Origin of the sequence: Bacillus sp. MM2020_4 (genome assembly GCF_011250555.1) — a bacterium.
Classification (GTDB): domain Bacteria; phylum Bacillota; class Bacilli; order Bacillales; family Cytobacillaceae; genus Neobacillus.
In genome coordinates this window covers 1-12,900 of the sequence record NZ_JAANMZ010000005.1, presented here as the reverse complement: position 1 = coordinate 12,900, position 12,900 = coordinate 1, and the positions used below count along the sequence as shown (strand labels likewise).

Annotated in this window: 13 protein-coding genes and 1 other RNA gene; 6 read left to right on the top strand and 8 right to left on the bottom strand. The window is 38.6% G+C overall.

Annotated features, from left to right (window positions below; all coding sequences use genetic code 11):
- Positions 1 to 14 precede the first annotated feature (14 nt).
- The 6 genes from G6554_RS05935 to G6554_RS05910 all read left to right on the top strand — a co-directional run bounded on the left by G6554_RS05935 (position 15) and on the right by G6554_RS05910 (position 3,605).
- On the top strand, positions 15 to 707 hold the full coding sequence (locus G6554_RS05935) for a Crp/Fnr family transcriptional regulator (protein WP_166239754.1): 693 nt from the start codon (positions 15 to 17) through the stop codon (positions 705 to 707).
- A gap of 142 nt (positions 708 to 849) precedes the next feature.
- Positions 850 to 1,542: a Crp/Fnr family transcriptional regulator gene (locus tag G6554_RS05930; protein WP_166239752.1), complete on the top strand. Its 693-nt coding sequence runs from the start codon at positions 850 to 852 to the stop codon at positions 1,540 to 1,542.
- Between the two features lie 41 nt (positions 1,543 to 1,583).
- Positions 1,584 to 1,817 carry a DUF2249 domain-containing protein gene (locus G6554_RS05925; RefSeq protein ID WP_166239750.1) on the top strand — a complete coding sequence of 78 codons (234 nt, stop codon included), beginning with the start codon at positions 1,584 to 1,586 and terminating at the stop codon, positions 1,815 to 1,817.
- 6 nt (positions 1,818 to 1,823) lie between these two features.
- A complete protein-coding gene (locus tag G6554_RS05920; RefSeq protein WP_166239748.1) occupies positions 1,824 to 2,030 on the top strand; it encodes a DUF2249 domain-containing protein in 207 nt (68 codons plus the stop codon).
- Between the two features lie 14 nt (positions 2,031 to 2,044).
- On the top strand, positions 2,045 to 3,289 hold the full coding sequence (locus G6554_RS05915; RefSeq protein WP_166239746.1) for a hypothetical protein: 1,245 nt from the start codon (positions 2,045 to 2,047) through the stop codon (positions 3,287 to 3,289).
- A 13-nt stretch (positions 3,290 to 3,302) separates the two neighbouring features.
- Positions 3,303 to 3,605 (top strand): metal-sulfur cluster assembly factor, encoded by a 303-nt coding sequence (locus G6554_RS05910; RefSeq protein WP_166239744.1) that lies wholly within the window; start codon positions 3,303 to 3,305, stop codon positions 3,603 to 3,605.
- Between the two features lie 62 nt (positions 3,606 to 3,667).
- Here the strand turns inward: G6554_RS05910 and G6554_RS05905 are convergent, their stop codons facing one another.
- The 8 genes from G6554_RS05905 to G6554_RS05870 form a co-directional block, all read right to left on the bottom strand.
- On the bottom strand, positions 3,668 to 5,593 hold the full coding sequence (locus tag G6554_RS05905; RefSeq protein WP_166239742.1) for an ATP-dependent DNA helicase: 1,926 nt from the start codon (positions 5,591 to 5,593) through the stop codon (positions 3,668 to 3,670).
- A gap of 75 nt (positions 5,594 to 5,668) precedes the next feature.
- Positions 5,669 to 6,811: a THUMP domain-containing class I SAM-dependent RNA methyltransferase gene (locus G6554_RS05900; protein ID WP_166239740.1), complete on the bottom strand. Its 1,143-nt coding sequence runs from the start codon at positions 6,809 to 6,811 to the stop codon at positions 5,669 to 5,671.
- Between the two features lie 169 nt (positions 6,812 to 6,980).
- Positions 6,981 to 7,383: RNase P RNA component class B (gene rnpB, locus G6554_RS05895), an RNA gene on the bottom strand.
- Positions 7,384 to 7,462: 79 nt separating this feature from the next.
- Entirely contained in the window at positions 7,463 to 7,765 is a 303-nt protein-coding gene (gene gpsB, locus G6554_RS05890) for a cell division regulator GpsB (protein WP_166239738.1), read from the bottom strand.
- A 103-nt stretch (positions 7,766 to 7,868) separates the two neighbouring features.
- Entirely contained in the window at positions 7,869 to 8,429 is a 561-nt protein-coding gene (locus tag G6554_RS05885; RefSeq protein ID WP_166239736.1) for an SLOG family protein, read from the bottom strand.
- A gap of 128 nt (positions 8,430 to 8,557) precedes the next feature.
- Positions 8,558 to 8,908 carry a CotD family spore coat protein gene (locus tag G6554_RS05880; protein ID WP_166239734.1) on the bottom strand — a complete coding sequence of 117 codons (351 nt, stop codon included), beginning with the start codon at positions 8,906 to 8,908 and terminating at the stop codon, positions 8,558 to 8,560.
- A gap of 338 nt (positions 8,909 to 9,246) precedes the next feature.
- Positions 9,247 to 10,509, bottom strand: coding sequence for a ribonuclease H-like domain-containing protein (locus tag G6554_RS05875; protein ID WP_166239732.1), 1,263 nt, complete (start codon positions 10,507 to 10,509; stop codon positions 9,247 to 9,249).
- Positions 10,493 to 12,802 (bottom strand): DEAD/DEAH box helicase, encoded by a 2,310-nt coding sequence (locus G6554_RS05870; RefSeq protein WP_166239730.1) that lies wholly within the window; start codon positions 12,800 to 12,802, stop codon positions 10,493 to 10,495. The genes G6554_RS05875 and G6554_RS05870 overlap by 17 nt, the downstream gene beginning before the upstream one ends.
- Positions 12,803 to 12,900: the final 98 nt, after the last annotated feature.

Genomic DNA, 12,900 nt, shown 5'->3' with positions numbered 1-12,900 from the left:
ACGAAGGTGATGAAATGAAAAAAGTAGAAATTGAAATGAAGTTGTCACATTTCAAGTTATTTAAGGATTTGTCGGATCATGATTTGGAACCATTCTTAGAAATTATCCAGGCTCGCTTTTATAAACAAAAAATGTACGTTTATATGCAGAATGATTCTCAAGATAAATTATTCTTCCTTGATAGCGGAAAAGTCAAAATATGTAAGACTGATTTATCCGGGAAGGAACAGATTTTATACATTCTAGAATCAGGGGATATGTTTCCACAAACAGTATTTTTCAAGGATGGAAAGCATGAGACACACGCAGAAGTAATGGAGGATGCAAGGATCATTACGTTTCCACGAGCTCAATTTGAGGAAATCCTTCTTACAATCCCTGACCTTTGTGCTAGACTCTTTAAATTGATGGGAGAAAACGTAAATGATTTACAAAAAAGATTAGAAGAACAAGTTCTCCATAACACATATGAACAAATTATTTTATTACTCATTAGGCTTTGTAAATCAAATGGAATAAAAATAGGAGAACAATACCTGCTGACAACCCATTTTACAAATAAAGAACTGGCAAATATGATTGGTACTTCCAGAGAGACTGTCAGCAGAACGATTAATCATTTAAAAAAGAAAAACTATATCATCTCAAGTACTAAAAGTTTATATTTAGTCAATCGAATCGCTTTAAAGCAGGAAATTTGTTATTAATCTTCAAAACTACAAGCGTTACACTCCATAAAGTTTGTTGCAAAGAAAAAATTTTAACCTACTATGATTGTGGTCACATAATCTTTGAGAAATCATTGCTACAATATTACTAAATTGAATTAATAATATGAAGGTGATGTTAATGAAGCAGGAGGACATAGTAAAACGATTGTCCGATGTCCCAATCTTCAAGGAATTATCTGCTGAAGAGCTTGATCCAATCGTAAAAATTGCACAAACCCGCTTCTATAAACATAAGATGTATGTTTTTATGCAGGAAGACAGGCTTGACCGCGTATTCTTTATTCATAGTGGGAAAATCAAAATTTACAAAACCGATCAATCGGGCAAAGAGCAATTAATTTCCATCCTTGAACCAGGAGAAATGTTCCCACATGCTGGTTTTTTTAGACAAGGGAATTTTCCAGCGCATGCCGAGGTGACGGAAGATGCTATTCTCATTGTCATTCCGATTGACAAATTTGAAAATATCCTTATTTCCTATCCGGAACTCTGCATCAAGCTTTTTAAAGTATTGGGAGAAAAAATTGTTGACCTTCAAGGAAGATTGGAAGCACAAGTTCTTCATAACACATATGAACAAATTATTTTACTTCTTATTAGGCTATGTAAATCAAATGGTGAAAAGGTGGGAGAATGTTACAAGTTGACAACCCAGTTCACCAACCGGGAATTAGCTAATATGATTGGCACTTCAAGGGAAACTGTGAGCAGAACGATGAATCATGTTAAAAAGAAGGAATTTGTGATTCAAGATGATGAGGGTTTTTATTTAATCAACCGTGAGGCATTGCAACAAGAGTTATTCTATTAATAAATTTTTTTCGACTAAAAATAGAAGGAGCTGTTAAGCAAATGGAACAAAGAATCATTGAAATAGATGTACGTGAGGATTTAAAAAATAAAATTGAACCGTTTCAAAGGATTATGGAAGCTGTAAAGGAATGTAAGGAGAATGATATTTTTATTCTTCATGCTCCGTTTAAGCCTGTTCCCCTATTCGCCGTTTTAAAGGCAAAGGGCTTTACCCACGAGGAAGAAGAACTTGAAAAGAAGCATTGGAAAGTAACATTTACAAAGAAAGGATGACCTAAGGTGATATTAGATAATCGCGGATTAGAGCCGCCACAGCCGATGATGAGAACTTTAGCCGCCCTAGAGACCCTTGGGGAAAATGAGGTATTGACGATCATCAATGATAGAAGACCGATGTTCCTATATGAACAGCTAGAGGAATTAGGTTACAAACAGCGTACAGAACCACAAAACGATGGAAGCTTTAAAATTGAGATCTTTCGCTAAGAAGGTGTACTATTATGGTTCCTCAAAGTATGGGGAGTGAAACAAATATTAAACTGCCTTTTTCATTTATCTTTTTTAGTGTAATAGCACTGGTTCTTTCACAAATTCTATTACTGGTAAATGGACAATTGATGGCAGATGGAAGTTTTAGAATTCCTCAAATCTGGTCTTCAGCCCATTTATTAGTGCTGGGCTGGGCGTTAATGGTAGCAATGGGTGCGATGTATCAGCTTGTTCCGGTAGCGTTCCTAACGAAAATATGGAATGAGAAATTCGGGTTTGTCCAATTTTTTGTAACAGCCATTGGCATTGCGACATTCTCAGGAATGCTCTATTGGTCACCACAAAATGCATTCATTCCTGGTATCCTTACCCTTATTGGTATATTAATGTTTTTAGTTCAAATGTTTATGACACTAAAGGCGCAATCCAAACCAACTATATTGACCGCCTTTGTAGGAACGGCATTGATTTGTTTGTTCATGACGATTTCATTAGGGATTACATTGGTCTATTGCTTAAAAACAGGGATAGGTGCAGAGTATTATCAATCTATCTTTAAAAGTCATTTATTGATGGGGATTACTGGCTGGTTTACTCTGTTAATTTTTGGATTTTCCTATAAGATGGTACCGATGTTTTCTTTGTCCCATGGATTCCCAATGGTACACGCAAGATATGTATATGGGTTTTATGTTGCCGGTCTTGTTACTTCATTAATTTCATTCTTTACGGATAGCAGTATCTTGTTGAAGCTTGGTTTCTTTTTACTTTTTGCAGGATTCTCCATTTTTAGTTGGCATATAAGGATCATCATCAAAAAAAGATTAAAGAAAAAGCTGGATAAACCGTTCACGTTTTCTTTGATTGCCATTGTGTTAGGTACTGTCATCCATTTGGCGGCATTTATTTTAGTGTGGTTTCAACATTTTAGTTCATTTGTTGGCCCACTCGTCTACCTTTATCTTTTACTTTGGATTGTCCTAAGTATTGTCGGGTATTTGTATAAAATCGTTCCATTTTTATGGTGGACGTATAAATACAGTAATGATATTGGAAAAGCAAAGGTTCCAACATTGAAAGAGATGATGAATGAAAAAATAATAACCCCCGTCCTCTCGATCTTTATTGCGGCGGTTCTCATTGTGTTTTCTGCCTTGGCCTTGAAGATTGCACTGCTCTTTAATATCGGACAGTTCATACTATCTGTCATGTTTATCATAATTGCCATTAGTATCTTAAGCGTTCTAAAAAAATAATGAGGTGTTAATCATGAATTTAGAAGAAAAAATCCTTGAAGAATTAAAAAGTGTTTATGACCCGGAATTAAATATTAACGTGGTGGATTTAGGCTTAATTTATGGTATTGGGATTACGGATGATAACGATGTTTCCATTACCATGACCCTGACAACACCTGGATGTCCACTTCATGACAGCATTACAAAAGGGGTTCGCTATTGTGTCGAAGGAATTGAAGAAACAAGAAATGTTGAGGTAAATCTAGTCTGGGAGCCTGCTTGGTCACCTGACAAAATGTCGGCAGAAGGAAAAAGTTATTTAGGAATGCGTTAATCTGATAAGGTGAAGCTAGACAAAAAAGCAGGAAGCCCTCTAAAAACGGAAGGCTTCCTTTTTTATGCATCTTTGGCCGTCGTTGGCAGTGCTTCTGTAACACTTTGTAATACAAAAGAATCGATTTCCTCATCCAACATGATATGAACCATTCCCCGGTCATGTTCACTCCGAATTAATCGTCCTATGCCCTGACGCAGCCTGAGAAGCATATACGGTAAATCTACCTCTAAGAATGGATTGTCTACCCCTTCTCTCTTTGCCGTAAAAACCGGATCGTTTGGCGGGAAAGGAAGTGAAAAAATCAAGACATTTTCAAGTGATCTTCCTGGAATATCTAGGCCTTCCCAGAGATGCATGGAACATAGAATCGCATGCTCCTCATTTTGAAACTTCGAAACGAGGGTGCTAATCTCCTCGTCCCCCTCAAAATAAATGGGATAGGAAATGCCCCCTGCCAACTGCTTTTTAAGCTGTGACAGTTCTTCCTTATTATTTAACAGAATTAAGGCCCGTCCTTCTGATTGCTGTACCATTTTTATCAGATAATGAATTTTTTCTTCCATGCTGCCTTTTGGAAACCTCGGGAGGAAGACATCCATCTTTTCTTCATAGGCAAATGGTGAGGCCACCGTAAAGGATAGGTAATCCTTCACCCCAAGGCTATTTGCAATATAATCAAAGGATTTTTGATTCGACAGTGTTGCTGATGAGAAGATAAACGGTTTTTTCTGTGAGAACACTTCTTCACGCATCACTTCTTCGACCATTTTTGGCATGATAACTAGTGTCCGTTCTCCGCCGCCTTCTTCAAACCAGGTAATCCCGTTCACTTCTTGAAGGAAAAGTGATAAGGAGTAGGTAATTTGCTCCAAATATTCCTCCACAATTTTTAAATCATATTCATTAATGACATATAATTCACTTTCAAAAACAAGCTCCTCTTCCAAAGTTTGCAGTGTTGAGAGTAGCTTCCTGCAGGTCTTTAATACCAGAGGATGCTTCGTAATGATTTGTTTTTCAGAACCTTTTTGCTGTAAGGAGAATTGTGAAATAGTGTCAAAAAACGCTTCATTGTCTTGAAGAGCGTCTTCGATCGTGTACAATGTTTTTTCACGAACTTCATTTTCCATTAACCTTGTAAGCAGTGTATCCAACGTATAATCGGTAAAACGGTAACTTAACGCTTTTTGCGCTGCATATTCAAGAAGATGACCCTCGTCAAATACAACGGAAGAATGCTCAGGTAAAAGCGGCAGCTGCCCTTCACGCCTTCTTGATTCCTTCGTCCAAATATGCTCCATGTAAAAGTCATGGGAACAAATAATTAAATCAGTCGAATGCCGGTAAAATTCCCGGTGTAGTGTCAATCCACAGCGATGGCGTTTATCACAGGAGAAACAATCTTGAAGAGGATCCCAATTGAGATTACTCCATAATTCATCCGTTAAATGAGGATAATCACGTCTATCACCGTACTTTTCAAAAGATTGCATCGAACCACCCATATGGATAAAATCCGGCAATTTTTGATAAATATCGGATATCTCATCTGAAAAGTCTTGATTCCGAACCTGGTCAAGCTTCTTAAGACACAAATACTGATCTCGTGATTTTGCCAGACGAACATCGATATTTAACTCCAAAACCTTTTCAAGCTTAGCAATATCGCCTTCTTTTTTCACAAGCTGCTCGATAAGCGTTTCGTCCGCACAGGCGATTACTGCGGGCCTATTTGTATACCTTGCATACATGATAGAATAGAGCAGGTATACAATCGTTTTCCCTGTTCCAACGCCTGCTTCCGCGAACATTATTTGTTTATCCTTGAAGGCCTTTTCCAATTGAAAAGCCATATAAATTTGTTCATCCCTTAGTTCAAATCCAGCCTCTGGCAAAATATCATAAAATAGATCACCAATCCATTCAGCCAATTTATCATAAAAGGATTCAGTTTTGGAAACTTCAAACGGCATCCGGTTTTGCATGTTAGTCCCTCCCCTAAAAAAAATAGCGTCAAAATAACGCTAAACTATATCCTAAGTTCCTTTATATCTAATTGTTTAATTACTTTGACGTGGAGGTCTTTTTCCCCAATATTGATATAAATCAGTTCGGATAAATCCATTAAACAGTTTACGTTTCTTTGTTGCGGGTTTACCGTACAGCTGTTCAAAACCTTCATTCGAAGTCATGATATAAATCGACCAGGTGTCAAGCTTACTGAATGCTTGCCCCATTTCCTTATACATTTGCTCAACAGCCTTCTTATCCCCTAGTCTTTCTCCGTAAGGAGGGTTTCCAACAATGACACCAAATTCTTTGTTTGTTGAAATGTCTCTGACTTGCATTTGCTTAAACTGAATGATATCAGCAAAACCAGCCTCGAAAGCATTCTCTTGGGCAATTTTTACCATCCGGTGATCAATATCAGAGCCGGTAATGTCTAAAGGTTGGTCGTAATTCGCTAAATCTTCGGCTTCATTCCTAGCCTCATCCCAAACGGATTGGTGAATCCAATTCCAGCCCTCTGATACAAATTCCCGGTTAAAACCAGGTGCAATATTTTGGCCGATCATTGCCGCTTCAATCGGAATCGTTCCTGAGCCGCAGAATGGGTCGATAAATGGACTGTCAGCCTTCCAATTGGTTAACATTACGAGCGCAGCCGCGAGTGTTTCCTTTAGAGGAGCTTCACCTTGGTCAATACGGTAGCCACGTTTATGAAGCCCCTGACCACTTGTATCAATGGTGATAGTGGCAAGATCCTTTAATAAGGCGACTTCAATCCGATAAAGGGCACCCGTTTCCTCAAACCAGGTACTCCGCTTATACTGTTTTTTCAGGCGTTCCACAACTGCCTTTTTGACGATTGCTTGGCAGTCCGACACACTAAAAAGTGTTGATTTTACAGATTTCCCGATGACAGGAAATTCAGCATCTTCAGGGAGGAATTCTTCCCAGGGCAGTGCTTTTGTCTTTTCAAATAATTCATCAAAGGTATATGCTTTGAATTCGCCCACCTTGATTTTTATTCTGTCAGCGGTTCGAAGCCACAAATTACTGCGGGCAATAGCAGTTTCGTCCCCTGTATAGGTAACCTTGCCATTCTCAACTTCACATTCATATCCTAATGACCTTACCTCTTTTGCCACCAAGGCCTCAAGCCCCATTGCTGCTGTAGCAATTATTTGATAATTTCCCATTTCTTCACCCTTTACTATTAAGTTATGTATATTTTCGTTTCCCTTTGTAAAGGAATATTCGCTACCATTATGGACAAAAATCATCCTTGGGATGCAATTATGACCAATAAAAAAGCTCCCCTATCAGGAGAGCCGTTACATATCCTAGCATAGTATCCCATTAATAACGTTCTGTAAGCCATGTTCTGTACCAGAGTACTGCAAACGGCAATAACGCCTCGTACTTAGGTGGTAATCATCTATCTACAGATTCCGATTGGAATCTGTCCTTCCCCTCGTTCAATTCCTCAGAGAAGATGCCCCTACCATTATTTGGGTTTCTCGCTCGTGGGGTTTACCCGTTCCACCCTTTCCATTTCTAGAAAGGCTACGTCACTGTGGCACTTTTACAGGTATTCATACCCTATTCTAAAAGAACTTAGGTATTTTCCCGGCCGTCAGCTGGATTTAAACCCAACTGCCCTAGCTTATGATTTCGCTAGGCACGAACACTACGGACATCGCAGCCCGTGCGAGCATGGACTTTCCTCAACAATTTGCATATAAGCTCATTGCAGCGATTACCCGAACGTCATTAATGATACTTTTCTATTATATGTATTTCCTGCTGTTTATTCAATAGTTTTTATTAGGAAGTACCGGTACAATCTGTCAATCGTATAATTTACTGCCAAAAACGTGCTTTTCAAGATTAGACAATCGTTTTAAAATATCAAAATTTGTCGTTCCTGCAGGTTGTGCCACCGGTTGTCTCTTCGATGACTCCTCAAGCTGTTTACGAAGTCTAAGGTTCTCTTGCTGCAGATCATCAATTTCTTGATGGAACGTTTCATAATCTTTAATGATTAAATCCAAGAATTTATCGACATCTTCTTGTTTATACCCTCTTACGCCAGTCTTAAACTCTTTTTCTAAAATATCCTTAGCTGTTAATTTCACTTTATCAGCCAACATTCAAATCACCTCAAGTTTAGCCAATCATTACCTATTATTTTTTCAAAAATTATTCCTTTTGTCAATTTCTTTTGTTTTAAAAAATATACGGCTTCATCATGCTTTAAAAATCAGACCATTTATTTTGTTCTTCTTCCACAATCATTTGTAAATCATAAAATGTAATCAACTCAATCGGATATGACTTTTTTCTTTGCTGTTGGACAGCCATTTCGTATAGATATTTCGGACTTCCTTCCTTTTCATGATCGTACAGAAGAAGGAGTCCATCGCTCTTATCGATAAAGAATTGATTTTTCAAACGAAACTGCCATGGCTTCTCATACCCTTTTTTCGAAACGGAGTCTATGTAATCTGCACCAGCAAGAATAGACTCGTACCATTCCTTGTTATTTTCATTCCAGGATGCCTCTTGGTCAAGAAACGGAGTGATGACCGCTAGCTTCAATTCAGGAAATTCAATCTGCAAATGAAATACAACCTCCGCAGCCCAAAGTTCAACTCCTAATTGTCCGCTAATCAATACCCATTCTAAACCTTCTTCTATCATAGGCAATAATGATTTCTTTAGTGCAGCCTTAATAAATAAAGCTGATGGATGATCTTTTTTAAAAATGCCTAATTCAAATGGTTTATAACCTGAAATGGCCAGCACTTTTCTCAAGAATGTTCCCCTTAACTAAAAAATATTTTTAAAATGGACAAACATTTTTTTTAAAAAAGCATATCATAAAAGTAAACAACAATAAAAAGCAAGGGCTAAAGAGCCCTTGCAAACCACATAAACCTAACTTAAGGTCTAGGTCCCATAAATGGTCCCGGTGCGAAACCTGGGCCTCCCATTCCAAACCCTGGACCGCCTGCTCCAAATCCCGGCATGGCATTAGGTCCCGGCATGGCATTAGAAGCTGGCATTGGCATTGCCCCCTGACATGGGTTACAGCAGTTAATGTGCTGATTACACGTCTCCTCACAGCATGAAGCTGTTTGCGGGCAAAAATGTTTATGCTGGAACATATGATGATTCACCGTTGTGGTGTGTACTGGATGAATATGCGGCACCACCGTTGTTGAAAAGGTGTGATTCACTATCTGCTGTGTCGGGTGGACGACTGGCGGTGCAAAATTAGTTCCTAGAAACATATTATACTCTCCCTCCAAATATTCTGTTTACATTAACAGCCTATGATAAGGGAGTTACTCTTGTACTAAGGAAAATACCTATTTTTCATTCAATATACGATTTAGGGTCAAAAACTTTCGCCTGATTTTCTTACAGCATCGAATAAAAGCTATCTTTTAAGCTTGTAAAAACGACGGCTGTCAGACAGACGACAATAAAAAATAAAAATAAAATCGTTTTATACACAATACCAGCTCCATAAGGTTTTAATGATCGCTTTTCCGCAACTCAATTTCTCATTTTACATTTTTCATGTAGGATAAACAATATGGAATTACTGGATTTCATCATAAAATTATTAAGATTTTGTGACATATTTTCGTTCTAACCGTTTTAGCCTTTTTTCAAACTGCTCTAAGGTAATGTGCCTTTTCCATTTAGCCGTGGTTTTAGATTGTGTTATTTGTTCTATCGCCTTCTGACAATAAACTATAGCAAGCTTATAATCTATAAGTCGATGTTCATGAATTTTTGCCAGTTCTAATAAAGCTTCTACCCGCATCTGTGTCTCACCACAATCGATCATTTCAAGGAACAATGTCCGTGCGCTTTCCCAATTCTGCTCTTTTTTTTGCTGAAATGCCAAAATATACTTTGCCTGATAGGATGTCATGTCTCTGCCGTTTGTCAGTTTGCTTAATACTTGTTCTGCTTCTTTATTCTCTCCTAATGTGGCAAACCAGCGACCAACTTCATACGTTTCTGCTCTAGTTTGATTATGATCAATCCCGTAAAGTTGAAAGGTTAAATGGCTATATAGTGTAACGAGTGATAAAATGTCGATTTCATTATGTTTAAGCAAACCCAGCATGCCATCAGGCTTTTTACTTTCAATAAAATCAAAATAAATCATAGGAGCCAAAAATCCTGGAATATCATCGATTCTTTCCACCCCTAATACTTCTTTCTCGACAATTGCCAGCTTCATCCGGTCTAATTTATGCTTCCAAAGTCTTCTTGCTGCATGAAAAAGATCAAAATGTCCAAATTCAGGCAGCTTTGGAACATGCTCTCTTATAAGAGTATGTCTTGTTTTCACTTGGGGCCAATCAAATGATTTTCCATTATAAGTGACAAGCGTACGATAATTCACTTTTTCTAAAAAACTTTGATATAAAGGAACTTCCCCGCCTGGATGCGGGAGGATGTGCTGTCTTAGGACCAAATGATCACCGAAAACACTGGCATATCCCAGAATAAAAATTGTATTTCCAACCCCGCCGCCGAGCCCCGTAGTTTCTGTGTCAAAAAAGAACAATTCCTCAGCTTGATGACCTTTTGCCGATAAAGGGTGACTGAGTGGCTGGTGATTCCACAAATCTACAGCGGTTAGAAAATCCCGAAAGCAATAATTCCCGTGCTGGTGTGAGAGTGGATATTTCACTTCCCTTATTAAGCAATAATGGTCATCGATAAAAAAGGGATAAACATTTTCCTGCTCCCATTTTTCACGAAAAGGCACCTCCATACCCGGCGTCACAGAAGGTTGATCCCTTTTTTCTGGAGTGCTTCCACTGGATATATGAGACTTTAGGCGATCTAGCTTACTTTTTAACGACATGCCGCACTTCCTTATCCTGATTGGAAGAGTGTAAAAATGCATCAATTATTTTTAAGACATCCAATTTTGCGGTTTCACTAACTGTATCTGCTCCAATGCATGAAGGACATCCCGTCTCACACTGACAGTGATGTATCATTTTTTTCGTTTCGACAAACACCGTTGGCATTCCGCTATGAATTTTTTCACTTAATCCAATTCCACCAGGATATCGATCATAAAAAAAGATAGTTGGCTTTTCATTATGATCTGCTTTCACTTGCGGGATAACATGAATATCCTGCGGGTCTGCCATCACGAATAACGGTGCGATATGATTTAAGGCGTGTGCTGTTCCAACAAGTCCCTGTTCCAACCGTTCATGACCCAGTTCTGTTAACGGCTTATTTAATGAAATCCATGCTGCGTTCGTATGAAGTTCCTCTTCTGGAAGATGAATCGGTCCTGATCCGATATTTTCATGCGTTTCAAATTTAATCTTTTTAAAAATGGTTGCCATCGCCCTGACACTTACGTCTCCATAGCCGATTTCAGCTTCATCACTTGTTTGAAGCTTGTCTTCCTCTAATACTTTTAATTGGACAGCTAAATTAGCATCAGTGTAATAGTCAACATCAACTTCCCTGACAAATGCCTTTTTCTCCTCCCAATCAAGCTTCTCGACCTGGAATTGGGTACCTTGATGTAAATAAATGGCCTCATCATGGAGTAGCGTCATTGCAGAAAAACGATCCATTTCTCCAATAACTTTTACATTTGCTACATCTGATTGGTCAACAATAATAACATTTTCCTGTGAGGCAGATCGTAAACTAATGTTATGCGCCGGAAAAGAATCGTTCATCCAATACCATTTATCTCCATTTCGATAAAGAACTCGTTCTTCTGCTAAATACTCCAGTAATTCCTTCGTTCCGACAGTTCCAAATTCCTCTCCCTCCTTAAATGGGAGCTCATAGGCGGCACATTTCATATGATCGATTAGAATAATCAAATTATCGGGATTAATCCTCGCAGTTTCAGGACTTTTATTAAAAAAATATTCCGGGTTTTGAATAATATATTGATCCAGCGGACTCGAACTTGCCACCATAATGACAAGTGCCTCCCCATGCCTTCTTCCGGCCCTCCCGGCTTGCTGCCAGGCACTTGAAATAGTCCCCGGATACCCTGTCATGATGCAAACCTGAAGCTGACCTATGTCAACACCTAACTCAAGGGCATTCGTACTGACAACCCCATAGATCTCTCCAGAACGCAGACCCTTTTCAATTTTTCTTCGTTCTGTTGGCAGGTATCCTCCGCGATATCCCATGATTGATTTCGCACCTAACTTATTTTTCACCAATTCCTGAAGGTAAGTCAGGATAATTTCAACTCTCACCCTGCTTCTGGCAAAAACAATTGTTTGAATTTTATTTCTTAATAGTTCCCCCGCAATTTTTCGAACTTCAAGAGTGGCACTTCTTCTGATATTTAACGGCTTATTGACGATTGGCGGATTATAGAAGAGAAAATGTTTCGTCCCACTCGGTGCACCGTTATTATCAATTAAACTCATTCTTTCTTCTGTTAATATTTCCGCATGCTCTAAGGGATTTGCAATCGTTGCCGATGTACAAATAAACACGGGATTACTACCGTAATAATGGCAAATCCGTTTTAGCCTTCTTATGACATTGGCTACATGGCTGCCAAACACGCCGCGGTAGGTATGAAGTTCATCAATCACCACAAATTTAAGATTTTCAAACAAGGATACCCATTTTGTATGGTGTGGCAGAATAGCAGAGTGTAGCATGTCCGGGTTTGTAATCACTACATGCCCCGCCTGCCTTACCCTTTGCCGAATATTTGCGGGTGTATCCCCATCATACGTATAGCTGTTAATATCAACGCCCGCAGCTTGAATGATCTCGTTTATCTCACTCTTTTGATCTTGGGCAAGTGCTTTCGTTGGAAACATATACAGGGCCCTTGATTCAGGATTAGCGAGAATAGTTTGTAAAACTGGCAGATTATAGCAAAGTGTCTTTCCTGAGGCAGTCGGTGTTACCGCCACGATACTATTTCCTTTGATAATTTTCTCATATGCCGATTGTTGATGTGTATACAATTGTTCAATTCCCTTATTTTGAAGAGCTCTTTTTAACAACGGATGTAAGTCCTCCGGAAATGGCATCATCGTTGCTGGCTTTTCTTCAATGGTCTTCCAGGTGACAATATTTTCTTTAAATTGATGATTTATTTTTAATTCCTCTAATATTTCTTGAAGGCCTTTTTTCAATTTCATGGTTTCACCTCATACTCTTTATTTTATCGAATGAACGTTCGTTATTAAAGTATTAAAAGAAAATTATTATGATATTTCGCTGGAACATTCTCCCAATC

Bases quoted from the DNA above. Each gene is read 5' to 3' on its own strand.
- G6554_RS05935 (WP_166239754.1), top strand. From the start codon at position 15: ATGAAAAAAGTAGAAATTGAAATGAAGTTGTCACATTTCAAGTTATTT.
- G6554_RS05930 (WP_166239752.1), top strand. From the start codon at position 850: ATGAAGCAGGAGGACATAGTAAAACGATTGTCCGATGTCCCAATCTTC.
- G6554_RS05925 (WP_166239750.1), top strand. From the start codon at position 1,584: ATGGAACAAAGAATCATTGAAATAGATGTACGTGAGGATTTAAAAAAT.
- G6554_RS05915 (WP_166239746.1), top strand. From the start codon at position 2,045: ATGGTTCCTCAAAGTATGGGGAGTGAAACAAATATTAAACTGCCTTTT.
- G6554_RS05910 (WP_166239744.1), top strand. From the start codon at position 3,303: ATGAATTTAGAAGAAAAAATCCTTGAAGAATTAAAAAGTGTTTATGAC.
- G6554_RS05905 (WP_166239742.1), bottom strand. From the start codon at position 5,593: ATGCAAAACCGGATGCCGTTTGAAGTTTCCAAAACTGAATCCTTTTAT.
- G6554_RS05900 (WP_166239740.1), bottom strand. From the start codon at position 6,811: ATGGGAAATTATCAAATAATTGCTACAGCAGCAATGGGGCTTGAGGCC.
- gpsB (WP_166239738.1), bottom strand. From the start codon at position 7,765: ATGTTGGCTGATAAAGTGAAATTAACAGCTAAGGATATTTTAGAAAAA.
- G6554_RS05880 (WP_166239734.1), bottom strand. From the start codon at position 8,908: ATGTTTCTAGGAACTAATTTTGCACCGCCAGTCGTCCACCCGACACAG.
- G6554_RS05875 (WP_166239732.1), bottom strand. From the start codon at position 10,509: ATGTCGTTAAAAAGTAAGCTAGATCGCCTAAAGTCTCATATATCCAGT.
- G6554_RS05870 (WP_166239730.1), bottom strand. From the start codon at position 12,802: ATGAAATTGAAAAAAGGCCTTCAAGAAATATTAGAGGAATTAAAAATA.